Origin of the sequence: Acinetobacter sp. AS167 (genome assembly GCF_037152175.1) — a bacterium.
In the GTDB taxonomy this organism is placed as follows: domain Bacteria; phylum Pseudomonadota; class Gammaproteobacteria; order Pseudomonadales; family Moraxellaceae; genus Acinetobacter.
In genome coordinates, this window is record NZ_JBBCMP010000007.1 from 83,738 (window position 1) to 109,847 (window position 26,110).

Consider the following 26,110-nt stretch of genomic DNA (forward strand, 5'->3'; position numbering starts at 1 on the left):
TCATTTCTTAAGTTGTAGATAGATGTAGGGCTTCTGGCAGGGGAAATCAAGGTGTGACAATAAAATTAACACAGATGTTAATGGACTTGTTTGGTTTTCAAATTGTATTCAAAAGGGATAGAGTATGCGCCCGCATCAAAACTGATGCCTAAAATATCTTTTTTAAGATAAAAGCCATTTGCATTTTTTAGCGCAATAAAATTTCGATCTTCAGCATAGTATCGGTATAGGTATTGCAGATCTGCGCTATCGCAGTCATTAGCCGTTTTAGAAAGCGTTGCGGTTTTATTTTCAATACATGGGTCAAGTTGCTGAGCAATTTCATTTGAGATTTGCGCTGCGGACAATTGATATTTTTGCAGTATTTGTGGCAATGTTACGAACTGTCTATTCTCTAAATCGATCACATAATACTTTTCACGATAATAGCTTTGTCCGCCTTCAATTTCTAAATGGGTATAAACACTTAAATAGTTTTGATCCTGATATATCTTTCCTGAACTAAAGTCGATACGTGTAGCATCATCTGCCAAAAGTTCGTGTGTGATTTGTTGGTTGATTTTTTCAAAACCTTTGCCTTGGATAAAGGGAATATTTCCTGAAAAGTTTGTGTATTTAGGGGGAATAGTTTGGGTTTTAAAAGTGATGGTTTCAGCAGAAGCTACACAGCTGAGTAACAGGATTAAGAGTGATGGTATATTTTTAATTTTCATGCTGTTATTTCTAGAGTTATTTGAGTCGCTATGCATGCATTATAAAACAAGGAAGACTCTATGAGGGTACAAGAAAAGTATTTATTAAAAGTAGTAAGTTTTGATCCTGAACAAGAACCAGAAGAGCAACATATTTATTTGATAGAGGTTTATGACTTTGAATTAACGGCAAATCAAATTAATTTTAAAAATTGCATAAATTCTAAAATTTTAGATGAAATGGATAAGCTGCATTTACTGAAAAGACGTAGAAAAATAGACCATCTCTACTTTGTTTTGACGTATGAATTGAGGGTGGGGGACAAAGAATTTTCTAACGATTTAGATTTTTCTTATGAGTTTAATTATAAGAATGCTGATCTGATCGTTTATGACTTTACTTATGATGGAGATGAAGAATACCAGGAGCCATCATTAAGTGAAAAAACTACATTTTTCTTAAAACAAAATCAATTTTTAAAAAAATATTCTGAAAATAAAATTTCTCTAAAACAATGGTTTGAGTTAAATGAGTTTGAAAAGGAATGTTGGTTAAATGTTGCTTATAAGGTTAATTTCAATCAACACATAAATGAAAGTATCTCAAAAGTTAGCCATATTATTTTAGATGGAAACTACATACATTCGGAAAGTGATCTTTATTGTTATATTGGGGAACAAGTTTGTGGCATTTTGGGTTATATGGGATATAACACCTCAGCTTTAAGCAATTGTTTAACAGAAGAAAATTTAAGACCCATTTGTAGGCCATTAAATATTACTTGGAAGAATTTTAAAAGTTCCGAGCTGAATTTTAATTGCCTTGATGATTTAAATTATTTGGTTGAGCTACTCAAAGAGGATGCCATTTTAAATATTCAAATTTAAAATTTTAATGATAAAAAAGAGAGCCGAAACTCTCTGATTTTGCGGTAAGTCAAAATTACTCAGTCTTTGCTTTTGCGTTCGACTTCTTCTTTTTTGCTTTAGCCTTTTTCTTCACTTTATCTTTAGCCTTTGTTTCAGGCTGAGTTGCAGTACTTTTTCCAGGTTTTTTATTGTAAGAGCTGGGTTTTCCTTTGGGCTTTTTCTTTCGAATGGGACGTTCCCCATCTTCGCTGGCGTTCCCACTGTCAGATTCAGATTTAACTTTGACAGGACGTTCAGAAAAAACTTCTTCTTTGGCAACGGGTTTTGCAACACGTGGTGCACGACTACGGATTACACGGCCCGCATGCGACAGTTGTTGTAACAATTCAAAATCAATCTTACGTTCTTCTAGGTTAACCCCAGCAACTTTGATCTTGACTTCGTCACCCAAACCAAAGGCTTGACCACGATTTTGACCAACTAAATTTTGACTAACTTGGTCATAAACAAAGTAGTCATCGCCCAATTGACTCACGTGAATCATACCATCCACATATAAATCTTTTAGGGTTACGAATAAGCCAAATTCAGCGGTTGCACTGATCACACCAACAAATTCTTCGCCTAAATGTTGCTGCATATAGTGACATTTCAACCATGAAGTAACCGAACGCGAAGCTTCATCTGCACGGCGTTCAGTTGCAGAGAAATGTTCACCCGCATCTTCTAATGCTGCACCTGAAAGAGGATACTTTTTGTTGGTTAAACTGGCTTTAATCGCACGATGTAATAGCAGATCAGGGTATCGACGAATTGGTGAAGTGAAATGGGTATATGCTTCATAAGCCAAGCCATAGTGCCCCACATTTTTTGGACCATAGTAGGCTTGCATCATTGAACGTAACAACACCGCATGAATACTCGGTGCATCAATACGATCTTTGGTTGCTTCAATCACCGTTTGATAATCGGCTTGTGTCGGTTGGTCAGGGAATTTAAAGCCCAATAATTTTACAAAGTCTTTTACTTTTTGAATGCGTGAAAACTCTGGTGCTTCATGCACACGATACAACATTGGAACTTCATTTTTTAAGCAATATTCTGCTGCTGCAACGTTAGCAAGCAACATACATTCCTCAATAAGCTTATGCGCAACATTACGTGAACGCGGTAAAATTTCTTTAATTCCACCCAATTCATCAAAAGTCATGTAGGTTTCAACGGTTTCAAATTCCATTGCATGACGTTGTGCACGTAAACCTTTTAAAGTTTCATACAATTGGTAGAGCGTATTAACTGACTTACGGACATCACGGTCTTCAGGAATCGCATTGCTGTCGCCATCTAAATATTGTGCAACTTGGGTATAGGTTAAACGTGCTTTTGAATGCATCACTGATGGATAAAATTCAAATTTAGTCACTTTACCAGCACGACTTAAATTTAAATCACACACCATACATAAACGGTCAACATGTGGATTTAAAGAACATAAGCCATTTGAAAGTGCTTCAGGCAACATGGGTAATACATAGTGTGGGAAATACACGGATGTACCACGTTCTTGCGCTTCATCATCTAAAGGTTTACCAACACGGACGTAATGACTGACATCTGCAATTGCGACAACGACACGATAGCCACCACCAGGGCGTTTTTCAGCATAGACTGCATCATCGAAGTCACGTGCGTCTTCACCATCAATGGTAACTAAAGGCAAATCTCGTAAATCTATACGACCTTGACGATCCTTTGCAGAGGGTTCTTTAAACGCTTCGGCTTCTTTGATGACTTCTTCTGGGAATTCATAAGGTAAACCATATTCTAAAATGGTTTGCGGGATAATGATTTCAGTATCGGCTTTATCCGCCATTGATTGAATCACATGACCTGTCGCAAATTCATCTCGTGTTGGATAGTCATCAATTTCAACACGTAATGCATCGCCGACTTTGGCTTTGGCATGTTCAATCAGTTCTTTTTCTAAAGTTATGGGTTGATGCGCATTGGGCGGTGCAGGTTGAATAAAGTATTCACCTTCAAATTCTGCAACTTTACCGATCAGTTGTTTAACTCGACGTTGAGTCACTTCAGTAATATAGCCCCAAGCTTTACCTTTACGGTCTACAGAAGTTTGTTGGACTTTAACGCGGTCACCATGGAAGACTTGACGTAATTCGCGCTCAGGCAGAAGGAACTCATCTTTCTTCCCATCTAAGCTTGCAACGCCTAAACCTTTAGCGTTGACATAAACAGTAGCGTCTAGGGTAGGTTGATCGGCCATCAGCTGATATTTAAAACCATCTTTCATCAATTGACCATCACGGACCATTGCACTTAAACGATGGCTGAGCGCATCTATACTTTTTTGATCGACAATTTCAAGCAGTTCAACAAGATCTGCATGTGACAATGCTTCTTGTTTTCGTTCAATGATTTCTAGGATAAGGGTACGACTTGGAATGGGATTGTCGTAACGCTCAGCTTCAGCTTTGGCTTCAGGATCGACCCAATTTTTCATGATGTATTTGGTTTCTAGTCAGAAGATAGGATTAGCATAAGACATACAGTGGAATACTGCACGTAATTGATTGCAATATTGTGTTTTTAATTTAATTTTTAGAGAAATTTTCTTTGTATTTGTAGATTGTGATTGTTTTGCAGCATAAAAAAACAACAAAATGATGAAAATCGCTTAAAAAGTATTTAATTGAGTAAATTTCTCTATTTTTTTTAATGTCATCACTTGCCGAATCGGGTTTTAGTTTGTATTATGGCGGCTCGTTACGGTGAGATGGGTGAGTGGCTGAAACCACATCCCTGCTAAGGATGCATACGGGTAACTGTATCGAGGGTTCGAATCCCTCTCTCACCGCCAACGATTACTTATGACGCGCTCATAGCTCAGCTGGATAGAGCACTTGGCTACGAACTAAGGGGTCGGGAGTTCGAATCTCTCTGAGCGCACCAATAAGTTAATCATGATGTAACGAATGCCTTTTGGCAACACAAGTATTGCGCTCATAGCTCAGCTGGATAGAGCACTTGGCTACGAACTAAGGGGTCGGGAGTTCGAATCTCTCTGAGCGCACCAACTTGAAGAATTAACCGCATACGTTGCGGTTTTTTTGTACCTGAAATTTAGATTGATGATTTTAGTTGGTTGAATATATTGATTCTCTTGGCTATTTTACGAAAAATAAAATAGCTAAATGCAATAAGCCCAATAATAATGCCAGTTATCTCTAAATAGGAAAAAGTGCTAATTTTAAAAAGAAAAAAGATGCTAATTAAACTTAGACTAAGCCATAATAAACAGAAAAATAGGATTTCATTAAAGAAAAATATTTGAAAGAGCCTTTTGCGTAATTCCTTATTTTTAATTCGCATCAGAATTAAAAACCGATGTTTAAAACCGAATGAACTGTTTGGTGAGATTTCAGCTTTGGATAGCAGCATTCGATAAAAATGGACCTCATCAAAAGACGCATTGAGTTTGTTTTTAACAGGCTGTTGTGTCTTTTCATTGTTACTTAACCATTTATCGACCTCAAAACAGGGGAGTAAAGACTCTCCAAAACCATCGATATCTAAATATCGATTTTGGGGTGTATTAAGTTCGAAAGATTTTGGCAGCCAATATTTTGAAGGTGATGGACTTTTGGGATCTCGATGTTTTTGTTCGATGAAATGGATCATATCCACCATTTCATTTCTAGTTTCTATGCTAAATGGATCAATCATCATTCCCATAATATCAGTAATGTTTAACTCGACTGAAAATGTTGGAGTACGTTGTAAATATTGTAAAAATGATTGAGCTAAAATTGCTACTTTTTCATCATTATAGAGTGCTGACCATATGTTGAGTCTGGATTTAAACGTTTCACAGCTTTTTAAGATCGTTGCACGAAAGACGTAATAGGTTAAGTCATCTTCATCTTGAATAGCGGTAATGTCTTCAACTTTAAATAAGGCCAACCAAAATAACGGAATAGAGTATTTAACTTCTTGATAGGTTTCATTTTCATCCATTTGCCCAATAGTTCTATCGAGATCGGATGAAATCAAAAGTGTTGAGTAATGTCCCATTTTTTTCCTTTTATTATCTGAATTTTTATAGAAATATTGATGAAATAATAGTACACGATTGATTGAGTTGGAATTTAAATAAAATGAGTTTTATCCTTTTTTACACGTCTATTCCTGTCGCAGAGCAAGGATTAGAACATCTATTCTAGGGCTAAAAACATTAAAATAATTAAAATAACCGAAGCTTTAGAAAGAAGAACATGAAGAAATATACAGATGGATATTATATTTACCAGCATGTTGATTTTATTTGTCATTTCAACCTGCAACAGTGTGATGGCTGTAATCGCACGTTGACAGGGTTTGTTTATGAACTGCAAATCCAAAGTTTAGAGAATGAATCTGTCATCTTCTGTGCTGAATGTATGGAATTGTTAGACGTAGTGAATGTCGAATAATTGCTTGGGGTTGATGAATATTCAATTTTAACTTCGCTGATTTTTTCTCACAAAAAAGTAAGCATTATCCAGCATTATTTTTATAGAAAAGCTTATCTGATAATCATATTTATTTAGAAAAAATTCTCACTGTAAGATGGTTCCAAATCATTTTTTCTGCTTTAGAGCGTAACAATAAAATAATTATTTTGGACGATTTCTTTGAATTGGCAATATATCTACAGTGTGATGCCACAGTTTGCTTCAGCAATGGTGACCACACTCCAAATCTCAATCATCAGTATTATTCTCGCAATATTGGTTGGTTTAATTTGCAGTATTCTCATTACCTATCGGGTACGGGTCTTTGACAAAATTGTCAAAATTTACATTGAATTATCACGCAATACGCCCTTATTGATTCAGTTATTTTTTCTCTATTACGGTTTACCAAAACTGGGGATTAAAATTGATGGATTTACCTGTGGGGTCATTGGTCTAACTTTTCTAGGTGGAAGCTATATGGCTGAAGCCTTTCGTGCAGGTTTACAAGCTGTGGCCAAAGGACAAATTGATTCAGGTGAAAGTATAGGACTGAATCCACTGCAAGTTTTTCAATATGTGATCTTCCCTCAAGCTCTAGCAATTTCAATTCCTGCAATTGGTGCAAATTGTTTATTTCTGATTAAAGAAAGTTCTGTGGTGAGTGCCATTGCAGTGGTGGAACTATTGTTTGTCACCAAAGACTTAATTGGTATGGATTATAAAACCACAGAAGCATTATTTCTCTTGATCATGTCTTATCTGATTATTTTATTGCCTGTGTCTATTCTCACCAGTTATCTGGAATACCGCAGTCGGAAGGTGAGCCATGGAATTTGATTATCTGTTTCAACCCAGTCATCTTGCACGATTACTGGAAGGGCTGTGGGTTACTGCAAAAATTGCCTTTATATCAGTATTTTTTTCAGCAATTTTTGGCACGATTTTCGGTGTCATTATGACGTCAAAAAATTTACTGATTAAAAGTTTGTGTCGATTGTATTTAGAAGCGATTCGGATTATTCCAATTCTGGTTTTATTATTTGTTTTCTATTTTGGCTTTGCAACATGGTTTAACTGGCAGCTCTCAGCGGTACTGGTATGTATTGTGGTCTTTGTATTATGGGGGACAGCTGAAATGGGCGATCTAGTTCGTGCTGCCATCACATCGATAGATCAACATCAACACGATTCTGCACATGCACTTGGCCTGAGTCCTATGCAAACTTTGAGCTATGTGATTTTCCCGCAGAGTTTAAAAAGAGTCACACCGGGCGCAATCAATTTATTCACGCGTATGATTAAAACCAGCTCCTTGGCTGTGCTGATTGGCGTGGTCGAAGTGATTAAAGTTGGACAGCAAATTATTGAGAATTCGCTGTTAATTGTTCCGAATGCATCTCTTTGGATTTATGGTTTGATCTTTATTTTATATTTCATCATTTGCTATCCCTTATCCCGTTTAGCGACGCATTTAGAAAAAGTTTGGGAGTAATCATGATTTTGTTATCTATACAACATTTACAGAAATCATTTGCAGAAAGTCATATTTTACAAGGCATAGATTTGGACGTAAAACAGGGTGAAGTCGTGGTGATCCTTGGTCCATCTGGGTGTGGAAAAAGCACATTGTTGCGTTGTATCAATGGCTTGGAAAAAATACAGGGGGGCACAATCAATTTAGCTGGCTCAGGTGTATTGGGCAAAGATTTAGCGTGGGTGGATGTACGTCAAAAAATTGGCATGGTGTTTCAAAACTATGAACTTTTTGGGCATATGAATGTGATTGATAACATTTTATTAGGCCCTTTAAAAGTTCAAAAACGAACAAGAGCTGAAGCTGAGAAAGTTGCAGACGAATTATTGAAACGTGTCGGTTTATACGATCGTAAGCGAGATTATCCGCGACAGTTATCGGGTGGGCAAAAGCAACGTATCGCAATTGTGCGTTCATTGGTGATGCAGCCTCAAGTGATTCTGCTAGATGAAATCACCGCTGCTTTAGACCCTGAAATGGTCCGTGAAGTATTAGATGTGGTTTTAAAACTTGCACATGAAGGAATGACCATGTTGATCGTGACTCATGAAATGTCTTTTGCCAGAAAAGTCGCAGACCGAATTATTTTTATGGATAAAGGCAAAATTATTGAGCAAGCCACACCTGAACAATTTTTTGAGCATCCACAGACTGAACGGGCAAAAGCCTTTTTAAATATGTTGAATTACTAACAGTAATTTAGACATTAATATTCACCCTAATAGCAACACAGAATGATCTATAAAAATGAGGATGTATGGCTTTATCTTATTTAACTCAACCATCGAATTTTTTTAATATTTCCAACGTTGTTCGAATATTGAGTGTGGCCTTATGTATGGGAATGTTGAGCGCATGTAGTCAGCCAACTGAACCAATTGCATCAGCGGAGCAAAATACCCAGAATGATCAATCTTTAGATCAGATTAAAAAGCAGGGCGTGTTTCGTGTGGCTGTTTTTGCAGATAATCCACCATTTGGTTATGTGGACAGTGCAGGTAAACCACAAGGTTTTGATATCGCTTTAGCAAAAAGAGTGACCAAAGATTTGCTTGGGGATGAAAATAAAGTTGAATTTGTGGTGACTGAGGCTGCTAACCGTGTGGAGTTTTTAAAATCGGGTAAAGCAGATGCGGTATTTGCCAGTTTTTCAGTCACTCCTGAACGTAAACAAGTGGTTGATTTTGCCCAACCGTATTTAAAGGCTGCTTTAGGCATTGTATCGCCTAAAGCCAAGACGATTACCAATATTCAGCAGCTCGAAGGAAAAACCTTGATCGTCAATAAAGGCTCGACATCAGATATTTATTTCACTAAGAATTACCCAAAAATTAATTTATTAAAGTTTGAACAAAATACTGATGCTTTTAATGCACTGAAAGATGGTCGTGGTGATGCAATTTCTCAAGACAGTACTTATGCCTTGGCATGGGCAGCTGAGAATCCAACATTTACGGCGGGAATTCAGCAAATTGGTAATCAAGACTTTATTGCACCTGCAGTGAAAAAGGGCAATACCCAACTTCTAAATTGGCTCAATACTGAAATTTCAAGCTTACAAAGAACAGGTGAAATTCAGAAGATTTATGATCAGACCTTAAAGCCAGTTTACGGTGGAACTGTGGACGCTCAAGTCTTTTTGGATGTGAAACCGAAATAAAAATTGCATCAAAGCGTTTAAATACGAAAAGAAATCATCGTTTAAGTATGAAAATAGATTAGAGGAAAATTAAATGAACATATCAATAAAACAGCTGACTCATCTACTTGCAGCCTCTGTGCTTAGCTTAGGGTTGGCGGCGTGTAATAAAAATGCTTCAACAACTGAAAAAACTGCTGAAACTGAAAAAACAAGCTCAAGTATTGAACAAATTAAGAAAAATGGTGTGGTTCGTATCGGGGTGTTTAGTGATAAGCCACCTTTTGGTTACTTGGATTCACAAGGTAAAAACCAAGGATTTGATGTGGAAATTGCTAAGCATGTTGCCAAAGACCTATTAGGAGATGAAAACAAAGTTCAATTTGTTTTAACGGAGGCTGCCAATCGTGTGGAGTACCTTAAAGCCAATAAGGTCGATATTATTTTTGCTAATTTCACCGTGACACCTGAACGCAAGGAAGTTGTAGATTTTGCTCAGCCTTATTTAAAAGTTTCTTTGGGTGTTGTATCGCCTAAAGCCAAGCCAATTACAGATATTGCACAACTTAAAGACCAGACTTTATTGGTCAATAAAGGCACGACAGCAGACTCATTCTTTAGCAAATCACATCCTGAAATTAAATTACAAAAGTACGAGCAGAATACAGAGACCTTTGATGCTTTGAAAGATGGACGTGGTGTGGCTTTGGCACATGATAATTTATTGGTACTTGCTTGGGCAAAAGAGAACCCAAATTATACAGTGGGTATTACCAGCTTGGGTCAGCATGATTTGATTGCACCTGCAGTCAAAAAGGGTGATAAAGAATTATTGGATTGGTTGAATCAAGACTTAGAAAAATTATCTAAAGCAGGGGTTATCCAGCAAGCATATGAAAAGACGTTAAAACCTGTCTACGGTGATAGCATTAATCCAAAAGATTTATTGGTTGAGTAAAACCATTAAAACTTAAGTTTGCTCTTTAAAACGAGTATCCACTTTAACTGGGAAAACATGATTTGCATTTAATTGATCTTTTTCACAAAGGTCTCTTGTGCAAGTAGATGTTTTCCTTTTTTTGTCATTGGCTGCATAAGTGCCAATTCATCACCTGTATTTTTCTCAAGCAAAATAGAATGTGGTTGATCCTCAGCAAATAAAAATTGCTCACCCCATTGACGTAATGCCACGATGATTGGAAACAGTGCATAACCTTGTGCAGTGAGCACATATTCCAAATAGGCTGAACCATTAGATGCCGGTTGGTTCTTTAGAATTTGAGCATCAACAAGTTTTGCCAATCGATCAGACAAAATATTTTTGGCGACATGTAAATTTTTCTGAAAATCACTAAATCGTTTTACCCCATCAAAAGCTTCGCGAATGATCAATAAAGCCCAACGATCTCCAATCAATTGCACTGACCGCGCAACTGGGCAAGCTTCATATTTATCTTGATTCATCAGTTGTCCATATTTCATCTTAAAAATAGACTATAAATCTAGTTGCAATTTAAAACAAGATTGCGTAATTTAATCTGGTTGCAAATTAAAACTAGATTGGTGCAAAATGAACAAAACAGATCATCAACAGCGCAATAAAACAAGAGAACAGCAGCGATCTCAGCTTTCTCCAGCCTTGGTGATGCTGTTGGCGTGTGCTGCTGGATTGAGTGTTGCAAATGTTTATTATGCACAGCCATTGCTGGATTTGATTGCCCAAGATTTTAAATTAGATTATTCGTGGGCGGGGTTAGTTGTTTCATTGACTCAAGTGGGATCAATCATTGCATTAATTTTTATTGTGCCTTTAGGCGATTTAATACCACGAAAATCTTTGATGTTGTTTCAGTCCATCATTTTATGCCTAGCTTTAATCTTGTTGGTTTTTTCAGATCATATTTTCACGTTGTTATTGAGTATGCTGATTGTGGGCATGTTGGGCACAGCGATGACCCAAGGCTTAATTGTTTATGCATCAGTTTTGGCGGCTGCTGATGAACGCGGCAAAATCGTGGGTACAGTCCAAGCAGGTGTGTTGATTGGTATACTTTTATCTCGGGTACTGTCTGGTAGTTTAGCCGATTGGTTTGGATGGCAAGGGGTATATATATTCTCAGTATTATGTATGAGTATGATCAGTGTGTTTTTATGGAAATACTTAGCTGTTATCTGCATCGAAAAAGATCCTACTCAGCAATTCACTTATTCCCAGATAATCTTTTCATTGTTTGAACAATTGTTTAAAAATAGAGTGTTACAGATTAGAGGTGTACTTGCTTTCATCATTTTCGTCAATTTAAATCTGTTTTGGAATGCACTGGTGTTTCCTTTATCTGTTCAGCCTTTTGAATATTCACATAGCTTGATTGGTTTTTTAGGCATCATTGGTGCCATCGGTGCAGTTATGGCAATCCGTGTTGGTGGGTTAGCTGATCGAGGCTATGCGAAGCGTGTTACACAATATGCGTTTCTACTACTGATCGGAGCTTGGGTTATTTTAAACTGCTTATATTTTTCAATTTGGATTTTTATTTTAGCGATTATTTTATTAGATGTAGCTATTCAATCAATCCATGTGATTAATCAAAGTCTGATCTTCCAAGCGGATATTCGACTACATGGGCGATTGGTGGGTGCTTATATGTTATTTTATGCATTGGGTAGTGCAGTGGGCTCATTACTGGCAACAACACTCTATGGTCATTGGGGATGGTATGCCGTGTGTGCTGCTGGAATCCTATTGAGTATAGTTGGCTATTTATTTTGGTTGTTTACTGAAAAATATTTAATTCAATTTCAAATGAAACAGCATGCAAGCAGTGTATAAATACGTAGATTCTAGGTTTTTGTCGATTTAAAGATAAATAGCCCAAATACTAAACACTTGGTGCTTAAGTATTGAAATAATCCTTAACAAAAAAATGAAAAGGCGTATAATGCGTCCCATCAAGACGTCGCGCTCATAGCTCAGCTGGATAGAGCACTTGGCTACGAACTAAGGGGTCGGGAGTTCGAATCTCTCTGAGCGCACCAACTTGATAAAATATTAAAAAAACCGCTTTATTGCGGTTTTTTTGTGCCTAAATGATGGCACAATGAGCAAGATAATAAAAATAAGGCCAATCATTAATGAATAAATATCTCTCATTCTTTATCGTGTTGGTCATCAGTCAAATGACTGGATGTACCGCCATTCTGTGGAATAACAGTGATTCTGGTAGGTTGGCGACGGGTAAAGTGGTTTCAACCCATGCAGATCGAGTAATTGTAGATCAGGATCAAATTGTCGGTTTTGCCTGTTTAAAAGAAAATGCTTCCTCAAAAAATAGCCATGATATAAACAATGTAGATATCTCCTTAATCGTGGTTGGGCAAAAATATGCGTATATGATTGATATTGGAAATAAGGAAATTTTAGAAACCATTCGATCTGATTTAGACGCCAAGTATTGGCGAATCAAACCAGTCCGTCCGAGTGACAATTATTTTAGCTTGTCTTTAATGCCGGAAAGCGATGATCAAAAAAATCCACAAGCAGCTCAATTTAGCAGTGATATTGAACTGTATTATGCAAAAAAGAATTTAACTGGACAGGAAGAAAATAAGTTATCTCGACTTGGACTGAGTCAATACGAATATGGCCGGGAAAACTCTGAATTTTATCAAAGAAAAATTGGATTGGTTGGACGTGTAGTGGGGTTAAACGCTGAAATTAAAAATATGAAATTTCAGAACTTTAGTCAGAACTATACAATTGCGATGTATACACAAGGAAAAACCAAATACTCATTACATTCTAAAACACTGTTGCAGAAAATAGCCTTAACCCCCGTCACTTTAGTCGGTGATCTGATCGCAATCCCGTTATATTTTCTGTTTAATATTGGCACAACAATCAAACATCTTGCTGATTAATTGAGTTTAAAAGTTCAATCTGCACTATTTTACTTTTTGAGCAAAAATTGCGTTTGCACCCAGTGCCGGTAACATTTCATGGTAGGGTAAACTACGTGCTGCTTTGAGTAAGAATGGTGCTTTTTCATCAATTTTGATGGTAGTGGTCATTTTGAGTAAGGTGTTATTGCCTTGGGGTAAAAATTGAATTTGACCTTTGAGATAACGTAGATCACCGCCATTGGCATAGAAGTTATTTTCGGTGGCTTTGGGATAGCTAAAATGCATTTTAAAATCAAAAGGAATACTAATAACCCCTAATCCAACACTGACTTTAAAGTCTGCATCTTGTGCTTGTGTGTTGAGCACTGTGGTTTTAATACTTTTGATTTGTTTTGGAAAAATCTCTTTATAGGATAAGGGTTGTGTCCAACGTTGTAATTGTTGCGGGGTGGCATTTAAGTATTGATAGCTTGTGGTAAAGCGTAAAACCTCTCGACCATGGGTATAAGGTACAGTGACAGGATTAAGTACAATACTGACGGGCTGTTGCGCGTTGGCACTGACCTGTACAATTTTATTGATTTGAGCTGTATTTAATTGTGGGCTAGGCAGTTGCCCTTCAGTTAATCCAGTCACTTTTTTAGCCGTATATTTATTTTTGAGTGCTTCTAAAACAAAGGCACTCGAACCATTTGGAATTGCCAGTTTTACTTCAGGAAATGCATTTAAAATTTTCTTAAACAGGAAACCTTGCGGTTGGTTTAAATCGCCCCATTGTGTCAGGGTCACTAAAGTTTTGTTGTTAGTTAAATTGAACCATTCAAATTTCCCTAATGCATAAGGAATTGGACCATCAATCACCATGGTTGAAATACTATTTTGTCCAATTTGATGTTGCATCACCACATCTTCATTAAAATTTAACACAGGTATCGGTGTCGGGATGGATATACGATATTTTAATTGACTGATCGCTCCTGCCGTTTCGATGACTTTTGCTGATTTTAAAGTAGGGAATAACCCAACATATTGTGTGTAATTGCTTAATGTCTTAGCCACTTCTTGGCTACTTACAGGCACAACAATGGCTGCTGTTGAAAATTTAGCGATAGGTTGGGTTTGTTTAGAGAATGTCGGTAGTGACGTTTTGGTTGCTGGATGGGCATAAATTAAAATATTGTCTTGGGCAATTGCCGCAATTTGCTGGGCATTATTGTCAAATGGCTTTAACGCACTGGGAATATTATCGGTCCAAGTGACCAATTTTGCGAAACTGATTTGACTGATACTGACTAAGAGTATTACACCGACATTTAAATAAAATACTTTCATCATAATTCCTTTTGTGCCTTGATAATCGGCAATATCTTGTTCTTATAAAAACCATTTGTATGAAAGACCCTAAAAGGATTCACTTTTAAAAAATAGAGGTGTTCTGTAAAACAAGATGAAAATCCGCATCTCGCAAGAAAAATCTAGTGTAATATCTTGGCATCGTAAAATATTTGTATTGAAGCAACTATGTCAGACACCCAGCCTGCATTATCTGCACGTTATTATCTTAATTTAGAAGAATCTCAAGATGGTTTTAAACTGGCAACTTTTGGTAAAAAGCAAATTAGCCAATTTCTCACGCCTTTGGTCAGCATCGGAATCATGGTTTGGGGGATTTACCTCGGTTTAGAGGGTGTGGGTAAATATTATGTTTGCTTAGGTGCTTTTTTCTTAATTCTGCAAATGCTGATGCGGTATTGGTTTTTACCGATGATGTTTAAACGCCAATTCGTTAAATATCAATTTGGTAAAAGCGAACAAGGTATTGAATTATTTCAAGACTATATGGAATTATTCAGTAGTGGCCGTCCAAAACAAGTTCATCATTATTCAGATGTAGATAAATTTGCAGAAGGCAAGCTTACCTATATGATCGAATTAAAAAATCGTACTGTGGTGATTGTGCCTAAACGAGCATTTGCTACACCCGCAGATCAAACGATTTTTATCAATACTTTTAAAAAGTAATTTGGAATTATAAAGTTTTTAACGCTGAGCAATAAGAAGGGAACAATATGAGTACACGTCCATCTAAAATTGTATGTGTCGGTCGTAGTTATGCAGCGCATGCAGCAGAATTAGGTAACGCAATTCCAGATCGTCCAGTCTTATTTATCAAGCCGCCCAGTAGTTTGATTTCATTGCAAGACGGTATCTCTTGGAATGAGGCGTGGGGAAATTGCCACCATGAGTGTGAACTGACGTTACGTATCGACAAGCCACTTAAGGGCGAAACCAATTTAGATAAAGTATTGGATGCGATTGGTGCGGTGACTTTAGGCTTAGATTTAACTTTACGTGATCTCCAAGATGACTTAAAGGGCAAAGGCCAGCCTTGGGAGCGTTCAAAAGCTTTTGATGGCTCATGTGTACTGGCAGATTGGGTCAGTGTGGATGAAATTAAAGATTGGTCGGCTGTTACATTTGAATTTGCAGTCAATGATGAAGTTCGACAAAAAGGCGATACGGCTTTATTGATTTTTGATATTGCTTACTTACTCGCAGACATCTGCCAAGTATTCTCTTTAGAACCAGGGGATGTGGTGATGACAGGGACACCTGCAGGTGTTGCAGCATTGGCTTCTGGTGATCAGTTGAGTATGACTTTACATGGTCAAAGCCAAGATTTTGTTTGGAAAACTTTTGTAAAATAATCACTTAAAATTCAAGCAACCCAGTGTTTATTTATAATCAATACGCATTGGGTTTTTATTTTCTAGAGCTTATAAAACAACAATTCATCGCTAACTATTAGGATATATCTCGCTTTATTTATCAGTTGAAATTTATACCACTGCTATTTTTTAGCTGTTGTTTGAATAGTATTAAAATCGCCAATTGGCTCATCATAATAAAATTACCCATGGATGACTTTGGTAAATTACTACATAACCCAAAGTTAAAGGCAGCCCATGCATTTTTAGATCGGCGTATAGATTGGTCGGGAAGATTATTGATTATCTGTATTTAGATCACTCCACTTCATCTACTCAAAATTTAAAAAGTTGATTTAGCGATGTAATAATTTTCTAAACTGATCTGGGGTACGCATCATCCAACGTTTAAACATATTGATAAAAGCAGAAGCATTGGCATAACCTAAATCCAGTGCAATGCTTTCAACCGTTTTTCCCTCATTGAGCATAGACATCGCTTTCATGACTTTAAGGCGTTGTCGCCATTCATTGAGTGACATTGCCAACTCTTTTTGACTCAGTCTTGCCAAGGTACGTTCAGTCATATTAATCCGTTGGGCTAAAGCCTCTAGCGTACTGTGATCAGCAGGGTGGGCATGTAAAAAATCCAAAACTTGTTTTAAGGCAGCATGATTGGTATGGGGTAAATAACTACCGATTAACTCAGCATGTTGTAATTGATCAAGTAATACCTGTAATAGCCGCAAATATTCAGGCTCAGATGCTTGCATTGGGTGCTGTTTGATGTGCTGTAAAATTGCTGAAACCAAGGGTGAGGTTAAAAGAATTCCTGCTTGTTGGGGTAAGGCTCTACATAAGGACTGATGAACATACAAAGTTGCATGGGAAACAGGAGTCCGATTTAAACCACTGTGTTGCGTATTTGGTGGTAACCAAACTCCATATGGAGGGGGGGTAATATAATTAATTTGACCAATATTGACTTCCATTACCCCATTAAAGGCATAAATAAATTCGCCCCAAGCATGCCCATGTTTAGGATAAACAGACAGTGCGGGATCATGTCGAAAAATAAGCCATAATGGTGCAATAATCTCATCATTGGTACTGAGTTGAGTCAGTATATTTTTCTCGCTTGTTTTTGTTATTGTCATGCAAAGATTGCCTGAATAAAAAAGATCTGTTGTCCACTTTGAATTATATCCTATAAAAAAGACAGGTTCATACCATTGTGGTGTCTTTTATCCGCTTTATGCAGTGGATTTGGCTATTGCGAAATTATAATGATTCATCAAAAAGTTATATAACTTCCCATTTCCAATGGGCATTGCTTGGAAAGGGAAGTTGTTTATCTATCTTGATTAAAATTACTTATCATCCAAAATGGTTGAAAGCGGAATCGATAATTTGGCTGCCAAATATTCATCGGATTCGATTAAGGTTGGACCGATATGTTTCATCCAAACATCATCATCATGTACATGTTCAACATCATGACGACGAGGGAGGGTATAAGGTAATGATGTATAGAATGACCAGAAATCAATTTCATCTAAATTTCTGACCAGCACATATTCATTATTGTCAGTACATTTAACCAAATTCTGTTTTTCTAGAAGTTGGATATAAACTGGCCAGCGTCCAATTTCACCGCGACCTAAAATATTGAGTGCTTCTGCATCAGTTACCACTTCGCCCGTTTTTTGTTTTTTATAAAATAATTCTAGAATATCGAGCATCATCAACACAGGATGGCGGGTCTGGATTTTACCTGTATGAAATGCAGTAAGGGCATAGCTGATTTCCACACCCAATAAGACGATATTCCACGATAAAAAGATCCATAATAGGAAAATTGGTACAGCAGCAAAAGCACCATAGACAAGGGTATAGCTGGTGAAATTTGCCATAACAAAACCAAATAGGTTTTTAAGTAGCTCAAATGCAATCGCACCGAAAAGACCTGCAATCGCAGCCGCTCGAACAGGAATACTGCGATTTGGAATGGTCCAATATAGAATGAAAAAGCCTAAAGTAGTTAGTGCAAACGAAATGACCCCGAGTAACGCTGTACCATCAACTTCATAACCAGCAAAGTTATTACTTAAGACATTCATAGAGGCCAATGTTGATGAAATGACAAAGGCACTTCCCAATAAAATCGGACCTAAAGAAATAATGGTCCAATAACGCATAAAGCCAATGATGCCATTACGCGTTTCTTGAACACGCCAAATCCGATTAAAAACCGTTTCGATACTGGTAAGCATCAGTACTGTGGTAATGAATAAAAACAACACACCAATAACAGTTAAATTACTTGAATTCTCAGTAAAGACATTAAAAGCCTTATCGAAAGCAATGCTGGTTTTCGGCAAGAAATTACTGTAAATCATCTGCTGGAGTTGTTGTCTAGCAGGCTCTAAGGCTTTGATTGATGAGATAATAACCAAGAAAACAGTCAACATTGGAACAACAGCAAATAATGTCGTATAAGTGAGTGAACCCGCCTGTTCACGACAACGATCTGCTTCAAAACGACCAATTACAAAAAGAATGAATTGAAACCAAGTTTTTTCATAGAAGGGTAGTTTTTTAAGTAATTCAAGCATATATATCTTTGATCTCAATTATTTTTCAGTATGTCTTACATTTTCATTGTCTAGCTTACCCAAAAAAGCAGAAAAATACCGTATAGTTTTATTTTCTTATGTTGAAATCAAGAAATCTCTATGCAAGCTTATGTTCTCGTACTCTATTACAGTAAATATGGATCTACCAAAGAGATGGCACACTTGATTGCCAACGGTGTAGAAGCGGCGGGTGTGGCAGTAAAAATTCGGACGGTGCCTAACCTTTCCACTGTTGTAAAAGAAGCAGAAGCCAGCATTCCAGAACATGGCGATATTTATTGTACATTGGATGATTTACAAAATTGTTCAGGATTAGCTTTAGGTTCACCAACACGTTTTGGCAATATGGCATCTGAAATGAAATACTTTTGGGATCAAACCACAAGTCTTTGGTTAAATGGTGCATTACACGATAAACCCGCTTGTGTATTTACCGCGTCAGGTTCAATGCATGGTGGGCAGGAAAGTACCTTGTTAACGATGCTACCGCCATTGTTTCATCATGGCATGATGATCATGGGTTTGACCAATGCCAATCCAGCCTTATCCAATACCAAATCAGGCGGTACGCCGTATGGGGTCAGTCATGTCAGTGGACCACGTCATGACCAAAACTTAAGTTCCGATGAAAAAGCTTTATGTGCAGAACAGGGCAAACGTCTAGGTGAAACGGTTAAAAAGTTAAACCCATAATTTTTGATATTTTGTGGGTAGCTGCATAAAAATTGAAAGACTTCTCTTTTATCACGCTTTTAACGGATTAGAAGAGAAGTTCTTTGGCGAGTGATATTTTGAATTTTATTATTTTAAATTAAAGCGATGGTTACATTTTTTACATTGGTAATCAAAAAAGATATTTTGGTCAACAATCACACCTGCTCGTTTACCGAAGCGATTTCCTAGAAATCCACCAGTAATTCCAACACTGATTGCACCTACGAAGGTTCCTACAGTTCCACCGACAATAACACCTAATGGACCTGCAACAGTTCCAATAGCTGCACCAATTGACGCACCAGAGGCAGCGCCGCCTACAGTTCCTGCTGCTGCACCCGCAGAAGTCAATAATACACTGCCTGCTTTGCCTAAAAGTTGTTCATGGTCACGGCGTTCTAAGTCTGTAGAGCCACACTTTGGGCACTTTACTGTTTGTTCATCAGTCATTGATTTTTACTCACTCAACAAAGTCCATTTGTCTTCATTAAGTTATGGTTAAGCTTTATATTCACGTTCACTACTGGCATTTTTGTCATGCTTATCGCTATCGTTACAATCATGTCAGGGATATGACATGATTTTGATTGTAACTGAATACCGTGATCAGTCTTTATATTTTGTGTGAATGTAATAGGTAGAATGATTGATACAAGCTTATAGAAACATCTTGTTATTGCTTCAGCCGCATTAAGCTTTCCTGATTAACGCTACACACCAATCTACCATCTTGCCATATCCGCCCGAAATTAAGCCCTCTAGCTTGGCTAGATAGTGTTGCATTCATATCATAAAGTAGCCACTCATCTACTCTAAAATCTGTATGAAAATAAATGCTATGGTCTAAACTTGCACTACGTACACTGCCGTTCGCATAACTGACACCATGTGGTCTAAGTGAAACCGTCAGCAGGTTATAGTCAGAATAATATGCAGCAATGGCTTGGTGCATCATGAGTGTATCTTGTTGAGTAGGAATAGTTTCAAAGGTTTGAAAATATTCAGCATAATTTGTGTCTAATTTTATCGGTTTAAATGGGTTGAATGGCTGCACTGGATGGATATTGATAAAAAATTGACGCATAAATATTGCGCGTGCAGGTTCAGGAACATCCTCATAAATCATTTGTTTCAGTTGTTGTTCTGGGATCAGTTCATCTGGCGCAGGGTAGTGAGGCGGTTCAATCTGATTTTCTAAACCTGCTTCAATATTGGCAAATGAAACCATGGCTGAAAATATAATATGGCCATTTTGCCAAGCATAGACTTGGCGAGTGGCAAAACTTTTGCCATCTCTTAAATTTTCAACTTTAAACAAAATTGGAATATCTGTGCGACCACTGCGAATAAAATAAGCATGTAATGAATGTGCAGGGCGATTGGTGGTTTTTGATGCGGCAATTAATGCTTGTGCCACCAATTGCCCACCCACAAGGTGTGATCCAAATAATCGTGTGTTTTGCCCTTGAAATAGACCATCATCCAATTGTTGTACGTCGAGTAGATCAACTAATTTTTGAGTGATTGATCTCATTTATTATTTACCTGAGTGATATCTTTATTTGCACAATATAGCTGAGGGTTTGATCAAAATAAAAGGCAAAACAAAGACGCTACTGATCAAAAAGCATAAAAAAGAGCGCTTAAAGCACTCTTTTTTAATGAAAAATTATGAAGTAAGACCAGCTTATTCTTCTACAAAGCTTACCGTACCGTTTGCCAAAGATTCAACACGTGCCAAAGATTCAACACGGTAGCCTTTATCTAATAACAATTGACGGCCTGGTTGGAAAGATTTTTCAATCACAATCCCAATACCCACAACTTCTGCGTCTGCTTGATGAATCAAGTCAGCAAGACCTAAAGCGGCTTGACCATTCGCTAAGAAATCATCAATAACCAAAGCTTTATCGTCTTTGCTAATATGTTTCTTAGAAATCGCAATGGTGCTTTCAATTTGCTTGGTAAAAGAAAATACTTTTGAACGATATAAATCATCTTTAAGGGTTAAAGACTGATATTTACGTGCAAAAATAACGGGTACACCAAGTTCCAAACCAGCCATCACAGCAGGCGCAATGCCTGATGCTTCAATTGTGATGATTTTGGTAATGCCTGCATCTTTAAAAAGACGAGCAAACTCTTGACCGATGAGCTGCATCATCACAGGGTCAATTTGGTGATTTAAGAAAGAATCGACTTTCAGAACTTGATCAGATAGAACGATACCTTCAGCTAAGATTTTCTGTTCTAGTGCGTGCACAGGGAGAATCCTCTAGAGGCAAGGTGCTTTTTAAAGCAAAGGCGTATTTTAAAAAGCACTAAAAAAAATGCAAGCTGAAATTGATCAAAAGGTGAAAAATGTCTTACTTTTTGTAACTGGTCAAGGTTAGGTTATAAGACGTTTTACCATCAACATGTGACATTTTCACGGGTAAATAGTCTAATTGAGGTGCTAACCAGAAAATTGAACTTTTTTCACCATTGTCATGGGTGAGTACAACTTTGACCGTGTTATAGGTTCCCGCAGGGGTTTTAATTGACTCAGTCCCTTGTTTAACAAAGCGGCGCGCATCTAAACCTTTTGCATCTGCAATCAAATAACTTGATTTTAGACCAGCACCTTTTAAATCTTCACGTACTTGTAACTCAGCATTTAATTCATCTAAAGCACCTGCTTTCCATGGGAAAGAACGTGCCTGATCTTTTTTCTTGGTATTAATGGTTTTGTTGTTTGGATTAAAGTTAATGGTCATGGTGTCATTATGTACCAACACTTTACTGGTGCGACTAAAACTACTGGAATTAATTTGACCATTACTAAAGGTAAAACGGCTTGTTTCGCTTGCAGATGCAATTGCCGCTGCTTTTGCAGCAAATACATAAGTCCAGTTATTGCCATTTTGACTCAGTGTACGAGTCGCAGTACCTAAGTTTTTACCATTATAGGCAAACTGGTAACTTGCTTGGAACGGACTCATGGCAAGCGCATTGCTAGAAAATCCAACCAATAACACTGCAGTTGAAATACCAGTTGCTATACTTAATGTTTTAAATAACGTTTTTGCCATCATTAAATGTCCTATACATTTAAAAGTATTTTTGGATATGACACCTATTATGCGGTGTAATTAAAGATAAAATATTCACTTTATTTCTAATCCTGTGAATTTATGTATACATTTTGATTGCTGTGACTTGAAATCTATCTTACCAATTAGAGATTTAATTCTTTTGCTCAATCGGGGTTACTTCTGTTTCTAGATCATCATCTTCGTCCCAGTCTGGGTCTTTATCTTCTCTAAATTTACTAAATAAAGCTGTTAGATTCACATTGCCAATTACAACCAACTCGGTCTCACGTAGTTCAGCATGATTCACATGGACTTTATTTAGTGTATCCATAATCGAACGATTTTTCCCTAACCAGCGATTGAGATCTAAGTGAAGTAATTCATCTTTTACTGTAATGACTTCAAATTTTTCTAAGATCATGCCTAAAGGATCTTTTTTCAATACTTTTTGGTAAAAGAATAAAGCAGCGTTTACGCCCATTTTGTACCAAACATTGGGATAACTGGCTTCGATCACTTGTGTGTTACTGATTTGTTCAAAAACAATCAACTGCATATCTTTGTTGAGTTCCATTTGAACTAATTTAAGATCCACCGAAAGAACCAAATGCATACCATTAACATTGAGTGTGGCATAAAGCTTTAGCCAGTCATCATGCAGGTCAGCATGTAAATCTTCTAAAATTTTGACATTGTCTGTGACAAAACGTTTAAACGTTGCATTTAAAAATACTTGTGATACCGGAAACTCGCGTTCTTCTTCTATAAAACCTTCTGCTTTTTGGTATACTTGTCGAATACGTTTAACGATGTTAGAAAGTAGCGTCGGCATAAGTATTGTCCCAAATCTTCATCATTTTTTAAGGCGATAAACTTGTCGATTATTAAAAAAATACAAGTCTAACGATTGCAGTTTAACAAAAAACATTGCACCATTTTGAGTGTTTTAAAATTACGTTTTTACTTTTACTAAATAAGTCACAAAGTTTGTGAATAATGTAAAGTCAAACTTATTTTAATAAATTTTAAATTTGGCGATTGGGGAATTTTGTCGGATTAATGTCATGATAAAAAAATTATTTGCCAATACAGAGCATTCTGAGTATTGGTGGCAAGACTCATTATTTGTTGGAGCTGTTTCTGCAGCTGTCATTGCACATGTACTTTTTTTATCTGTTCAATTTGGAATGCCCCAAGAAAATAATACCAGCACAAAAGAAATCGCAATCAGTATTCGTCCAAGTGAAGACGAAGTTAAAGATGCAGACTTTTTAGCGCAATCAAATCAGCAGGGTTCAGGAACATTCCGTAAAGAGCATCGTATTTCAAGTGATATGCCAGCGCAAGCAGAAGATAAGAGTGCGGGTGATCAGCAACTCGAAGCTTTAGAACAAATTCAGCAAAAAAGAGAATTGAAATTCGAAGAAAAAGTATTAATGACGGTTCTTAGCTGGCAAAAGCAAGCGGAACAGAATGATCGCAAAAAGGCCATGGAAGAGTTGCAGAGCCAGATGCAAGCTAAAACGGCAATGGTGGCGAGTCTAGAAGCTCAATATTTACAGAAACAACAAAATTTTAGTAAACAACAAAAAATTAAAACCTTAGATGGTATTCAAGCCAAGCAAGATGCATCTGCTGGATATTTAGATAAATTTCGTGAAAAAGTTGAAATGTATGGAAACCGATATTACCCAGATCTTGCCAAACAGCAGCGTCTTTCGGGGGAAGTCCGTTTAATGGTCATTCTCAATAATGAAGGTGGGATTCGTGCTATACGATTGATTGAAAGCTCAGGTCATTCAATCCTCGATGAAGCCGCCAAAAACTCAGTGCGTAAAGGTGCACCTTTTGGACGTTTTGACTCAAAAATGAAAGATATCTCTGAACTGAGGATTGTGCGTACTTGGCGTTTTGACCCAGCTGAATCTGAATTTGAAGTCCACTGATTGAATGGTGTAGAAATGAATGGTTGTGCTTTTTTTTTAAAAAGACTCATTTTAAAAACAATAAAAACTGATCTTTATATTGGTTAGTGATGATGGGTTTGATATTGCTCAACCAAAGCAATGCCTTCAGGAAACTTCATTAACAATGCTAAATCATAAGGACTTTTTGCTGTCCGATTTTTACTGTTTAAATTTGCACCATGTTCAAGTAATAATTTAACCAATTCATAATGATGTTGTGCGTTATAAAGCGCAGTCCACAGTGAAATATTTCCTGAACTGTCTTGCAATGCTAAATCTGCACCGTGGTCAATGATTGCTTGGGCGACATGAATATTATTTTTATAGACAGCGATGAAGTGTAGAGCTGTCTGTCCTTTGCTATTTTGTAAGTTGACATCAATTCCAAGTTCAATCAGTTTGAGTGCGATATCATCTTGTTGGTGTTGCAAGGCGTACATCAGTAAAGATGAGCCATCAAGCTGTTGATTGATGTTATCAGGGGTGATTTTTTCTAGTAACGCCTTACATTCACCATGCAAAATAAGTTGGAATAATTCTGACATACCAAAATCCCTTTTATAATTATATTTGGCGGATTAATTTTAGTCGTTTTCTTTAATATGATCTTGTGATTTCACAAATTTCAACACTAAATTTTTTATACCATTGTTGTTTGCCAATTCGTTGGGCAGCTTGATGTTCTGCATCTTTATGCCAAGCATGGATATCTTCAAGAGTATTCCAATAAGAAAGCGCAACTTCAAAGTCATTTTCACAAAGAGACTCAAATTTTTGACAGTTAAACTGGCTTAATGCTTTCTCTCGTAAAAGTTGTGCAGTTTGAAAATACCGTTGATCAAGCGTATTGATCTGTGCCTTAAAGATAACCACGTATTTCATTTTCAGTGTTCGGCCTTTAATGTCTCTATAAAAAATAAAAATCAGAAACTGATGCGTTAAAGCAAATTGTGATCATGGGCTTGAATCGGTGGGGGAGTTGGTTTTCCTAGAGTTCCCAATAATTCAATTTCAATCATTCGCACCATCGAATCTAAAGGTAAATCATTACTTTGCGTACCAAAGGGTTCTTCTATCTCGGTACTTAAAGCATCTAGCCCTAGAAAAGTATAAGCTAAAATACCCACCAACAAAGGTGTTGCTAAGCCCAGTAATGATCCTAAGCTAAAGGGCAACATAAAGCAGAAAAAATAGACCGTACGATTCAATAAAACTGAATAAGCAAAAGGTAAAGGTGTGGTTGCAATACGGTCACAACCGGTTTGTACCAAACTTAACTCATTCACATGTTCATTTAATTGGGTATAGATAATGTCAGAAATTTCGCCTTCTTTGAGCGCTTGCATCAATTCCCATTGGATCAAACTCAGCGTGTATTGAGGCGCATTTGTTTGTTGATACAATTGTGTCAGTGCCTGTTGACTCATACCACTGGTTTCTACCAACGCATCTGGATTTGCAGTTTGATGTCTTAGGCGATCTCTTAATAAGTTTGCAAATACAATTACATGTTGGATGATCCGTTCACGGCGCCCTTGAGGAAAAATACGGCAATCACGGTCAAAGTGTCGTGCGTTGGCGATCAGCATCCCCCAAAGTTTACGGGCTTCCCACCAACGGTCATAACAGGCAGTATTTTTAAAGCCGAGAAAAATAGAGAGCACCACACCAATCAGGGTAAAGCCAACCAAGGGTAATTCTGGAAAACGATATAAATTGGTATACTCAATGCCACCGACAATTGCAGAAATGAGCATCACAAAACCAAGCGGTGGTAGCACTTTAGGTAAAATCGTACCACGCCAAGAGAGTAATATTTTAAGGGTATCGTTTTGATCGCGGACAATCATACTTTTTAAATC

At 37.1% G+C, this 26,110-nt stretch carries 28 protein-coding genes and 4 tRNA genes; 17 read left to right on the forward strand and 15 right to left on the reverse strand.

All coding sequences use genetic code 11. The features are described from left to right. Positions 1–77 precede the first annotated feature (77 nt). A complete protein-coding gene (locus WFN33_RS12950; RefSeq protein WP_336953508.1) occupies positions 78–713 on the reverse strand; it encodes a hypothetical protein in 636 nt (211 codons plus the stop codon). A 60-nt stretch (positions 714–773) separates the two neighbouring features. Here WFN33_RS12950 and WFN33_RS12955 point away from each other — a divergent pair, with 60 nt between their 5' ends. Beyond that, positions 774–1,580, forward strand: coding sequence for a barstar family protein (locus WFN33_RS12955; RefSeq protein WP_336953509.1), 807 nt, complete (start codon positions 774–776; stop codon positions 1,578–1,580). Between the two features lie 55 nt (positions 1,581–1,635). Here the strand turns inward: WFN33_RS12955 and rnr are convergent, their stop codons facing one another. Beyond that, positions 1,636–4,086: a ribonuclease R gene (gene rnr, locus WFN33_RS12960; RefSeq protein WP_336953603.1), complete on the reverse strand. Its 2,451-nt coding sequence runs from the start codon at positions 4,084–4,086 to the stop codon at positions 1,636–1,638. A gap of 264 nt (positions 4,087–4,350) precedes the next feature. On the opposite strand from rnr, the gene WFN33_RS12965 reads away from it, so the two are divergent. From WFN33_RS12965 to WFN33_RS12975, 3 genes are all read left to right on the forward strand, one after another. Then, positions 4,351–4,440: transfer RNA gene (locus WFN33_RS12965), tRNA-Ser, on the forward strand. A 15-nt stretch (positions 4,441–4,455) separates the two neighbouring features. Beyond that, positions 4,456–4,532 (forward strand) — tRNA-Arg (locus WFN33_RS12970). A gap of 47 nt (positions 4,533–4,579) precedes the next feature. Beyond that, positions 4,580–4,656, forward strand: a tRNA-Arg gene (locus WFN33_RS12975). 47 nt (positions 4,657–4,703) lie between these two features. Here the strand turns inward: WFN33_RS12975 and WFN33_RS12980 are convergent. Then, entirely contained in the window at positions 4,704–5,597 is an 894-nt protein-coding gene (locus WFN33_RS12980) for a hypothetical protein (RefSeq protein WP_336953510.1), read from the reverse strand. 257 nt (positions 5,598–5,854) lie between these two features. On the opposite strand from WFN33_RS12980, the gene WFN33_RS12985 reads away from it, so the two are divergent. The 6 genes from WFN33_RS12985 to WFN33_RS13010 all read left to right on the forward strand — a co-directional run bounded on the left by WFN33_RS12985 (position 5,855) and on the right by WFN33_RS13010 (position 10,207). Further along, positions 5,855–6,052 carry a hypothetical protein gene (locus tag WFN33_RS12985; RefSeq protein WP_336953511.1) on the forward strand — a complete coding sequence of 66 codons (198 nt, stop codon included), beginning with the start codon at positions 5,855–5,857 and terminating at the stop codon, positions 6,050–6,052. A gap of 201 nt (positions 6,053–6,253) precedes the next feature. Continuing rightward, the gene (locus tag WFN33_RS12990; RefSeq protein ID WP_336953512.1) at positions 6,254–6,913 is read left to right on the forward strand and encodes an amino acid ABC transporter permease; all 660 of its coding nucleotides are present in this window, start codon (positions 6,254–6,256) and stop codon (positions 6,911–6,913) included. Then, positions 6,903–7,568 (forward strand): amino acid ABC transporter permease, encoded by a 666-nt coding sequence (locus WFN33_RS12995; protein WP_336953513.1) that lies wholly within the window; start codon positions 6,903–6,905, stop codon positions 7,566–7,568. Before WFN33_RS12990 ends, WFN33_RS12995 begins: the two co-directional genes overlap by 11 nt. Before the next feature lie 2 nt (positions 7,569–7,570). Continuing rightward, positions 7,571–8,302: an amino acid ABC transporter ATP-binding protein gene (locus WFN33_RS13000; RefSeq protein WP_336953514.1), complete on the forward strand. Its 732-nt coding sequence runs from the start codon at positions 7,571–7,573 to the stop codon at positions 8,300–8,302. Positions 8,303–8,367: 65 nt separating this feature from the next. After that, positions 8,368–9,270, forward strand: a complete 903-nt coding sequence (locus WFN33_RS13005) for a cysteine ABC transporter substrate-binding protein (RefSeq protein ID WP_336953515.1) — start codon at positions 8,368–8,370, stop codon at positions 9,268–9,270. Between the two features lie 73 nt (positions 9,271–9,343). Continuing rightward, positions 9,344–10,207: a cysteine ABC transporter substrate-binding protein gene (locus WFN33_RS13010; protein WP_336953516.1), complete on the forward strand. Its 864-nt coding sequence runs from the start codon at positions 9,344–9,346 to the stop codon at positions 10,205–10,207. A 68-nt stretch (positions 10,208–10,275) separates the two neighbouring features. Here WFN33_RS13010 and WFN33_RS13015 read toward each other — a convergent pair whose 3' ends face one another. After that, entirely contained in the window at positions 10,276–10,713 is a 438-nt protein-coding gene (locus WFN33_RS13015; protein WP_336953517.1) for a winged helix-turn-helix transcriptional regulator, read from the reverse strand. A 106-nt stretch (positions 10,714–10,819) separates the two neighbouring features. On the opposite strand from WFN33_RS13015, the gene WFN33_RS13020 reads away from it, so the two are divergent. From WFN33_RS13020 to WFN33_RS13030, 3 genes are all read left to right on the forward strand, one after another. Beyond that, the gene (locus tag WFN33_RS13020; RefSeq protein WP_336953518.1) at positions 10,820–12,079 is read left to right on the forward strand and encodes an MFS transporter; all 1,260 of its coding nucleotides are present in this window, start codon (positions 10,820–10,822) and stop codon (positions 12,077–12,079) included. Between the two features lie 129 nt (positions 12,080–12,208). Next, positions 12,209–12,285 (forward strand) — tRNA-Arg (locus WFN33_RS13025). Positions 12,286–12,381: 96 nt separating this feature from the next. Then, complete coding sequence (locus tag WFN33_RS13030; RefSeq protein WP_336953519.1) at positions 12,382–13,167, forward strand: hypothetical protein; 786 nt, start codon at positions 12,382–12,384, stop codon at positions 13,165–13,167. 24 nt (positions 13,168–13,191) lie between these two features. Here WFN33_RS13030 and WFN33_RS13035 read toward each other — a convergent pair whose 3' ends face one another. Beyond that, a complete protein-coding gene (locus WFN33_RS13035) occupies positions 13,192–14,481 on the reverse strand; it encodes an SRPBCC family protein (protein WP_336953520.1) in 1,290 nt (429 codons plus the stop codon). Between the two features lie 189 nt (positions 14,482–14,670). Between WFN33_RS13035 and WFN33_RS13040 the strand changes: the two genes are divergently transcribed. Further along, the gene (locus tag WFN33_RS13040) at positions 14,671–15,171 is read left to right on the forward strand and encodes a YcxB family protein (protein ID WP_004816919.1); all 501 of its coding nucleotides are present in this window, start codon (positions 14,671–14,673) and stop codon (positions 15,169–15,171) included. Between the two features lie 47 nt (positions 15,172–15,218). Beyond that, a complete protein-coding gene (locus WFN33_RS13045) occupies positions 15,219–15,857 on the forward strand; it encodes a fumarylacetoacetate hydrolase family protein (RefSeq protein ID WP_004725784.1) in 639 nt (212 codons plus the stop codon). A 356-nt stretch (positions 15,858–16,213) separates the two neighbouring features. On the opposite strand, the gene WFN33_RS13050 is transcribed toward WFN33_RS13045, so the two are convergent. Together WFN33_RS13050 and WFN33_RS13055 are read right to left on the reverse strand one after the other, a co-directional pair. Continuing rightward, a complete protein-coding gene (locus tag WFN33_RS13050) occupies positions 16,214–17,014 on the reverse strand; it encodes an AraC family transcriptional regulator (protein WP_336953521.1) in 801 nt (266 codons plus the stop codon). A 213-nt stretch (positions 17,015–17,227) separates the two neighbouring features. Continuing rightward, positions 17,228–18,472 carry a YihY family inner membrane protein gene (locus WFN33_RS13055; protein WP_336953522.1) on the reverse strand — a complete coding sequence of 415 codons (1,245 nt, stop codon included), beginning with the start codon at positions 18,470–18,472 and terminating at the stop codon, positions 17,228–17,230. A 120-nt stretch (positions 18,473–18,592) separates the two neighbouring features. On the opposite strand from WFN33_RS13055, the gene wrbA reads away from it, so the two are divergent. Beyond that, positions 18,593–19,186 (forward strand): NAD(P)H:quinone oxidoreductase, encoded by a 594-nt coding sequence (wrbA, locus tag WFN33_RS13060; protein WP_336953523.1) that lies wholly within the window; start codon positions 18,593–18,595, stop codon positions 19,184–19,186. A 108-nt stretch (positions 19,187–19,294) separates the two neighbouring features. On the opposite strand, the gene WFN33_RS13065 is transcribed toward wrbA, so the two are convergent. The 5 genes from WFN33_RS13065 to WFN33_RS13085 form a co-directional block, all read right to left on the reverse strand. Continuing rightward, positions 19,295–19,657, reverse strand: a complete 363-nt coding sequence (locus tag WFN33_RS13065; protein WP_209827964.1) for a hypothetical protein — start codon at positions 19,655–19,657, stop codon at positions 19,295–19,297. A gap of 223 nt (positions 19,658–19,880) precedes the next feature. Next, positions 19,881–20,741 (reverse strand): acyl-CoA thioesterase, encoded by an 861-nt coding sequence (locus WFN33_RS13070; protein WP_336953524.1) that lies wholly within the window; start codon positions 20,739–20,741, stop codon positions 19,881–19,883. 153 nt (positions 20,742–20,894) lie between these two features. Beyond that, entirely contained in the window at positions 20,895–21,470 is a 576-nt protein-coding gene (locus WFN33_RS13075; RefSeq protein ID WP_336953525.1) for a xanthine phosphoribosyltransferase, read from the reverse strand. A gap of 103 nt (positions 21,471–21,573) precedes the next feature. Next, positions 21,574–22,278, reverse strand: coding sequence for a DUF3108 domain-containing protein (locus tag WFN33_RS13080; protein WP_336953526.1), 705 nt, complete (start codon positions 22,276–22,278; stop codon positions 21,574–21,576). 154 nt (positions 22,279–22,432) lie between these two features. After that, entirely contained in the window at positions 22,433–23,113 is a 681-nt protein-coding gene (locus WFN33_RS13085) for a hypothetical protein (protein ID WP_336953527.1), read from the reverse strand. 232 nt (positions 23,114–23,345) lie between these two features. On the opposite strand from WFN33_RS13085, the gene WFN33_RS13090 reads away from it, so the two are divergent. Continuing rightward, positions 23,346–24,227, forward strand: coding sequence for an energy transducer TonB (locus tag WFN33_RS13090; RefSeq protein ID WP_336953528.1), 882 nt, complete (start codon positions 23,346–23,348; stop codon positions 24,225–24,227). An 83-nt stretch (positions 24,228–24,310) separates the two neighbouring features. Here WFN33_RS13090 and WFN33_RS13095 read toward each other — a convergent pair whose 3' ends face one another. The 3 genes from WFN33_RS13095 to WFN33_RS13105 are packed head-to-tail and all read right to left on the reverse strand — an operon-like array spanning position 24,311 to position 26,098. Next, on the reverse strand, positions 24,311–24,793 hold the full coding sequence (locus WFN33_RS13095) for an ankyrin repeat domain-containing protein (protein WP_336953529.1): 483 nt from the start codon (positions 24,791–24,793) through the stop codon (positions 24,311–24,313). A gap of 52 nt (positions 24,794–24,845) precedes the next feature. Then, complete coding sequence (locus WFN33_RS13100) at positions 24,846–25,130, reverse strand: antibiotic biosynthesis monooxygenase family protein (protein ID WP_336953530.1); 285 nt, start codon at positions 25,128–25,130, stop codon at positions 24,846–24,848. A 56-nt stretch (positions 25,131–25,186) separates the two neighbouring features. Further along, on the reverse strand, positions 25,187–26,098 hold the full coding sequence (locus WFN33_RS13105; RefSeq protein ID WP_004725806.1) for a bestrophin family protein: 912 nt from the start codon (positions 26,096–26,098) through the stop codon (positions 25,187–25,189). Positions 26,099–26,110 lie beyond the last annotated feature (12 nt).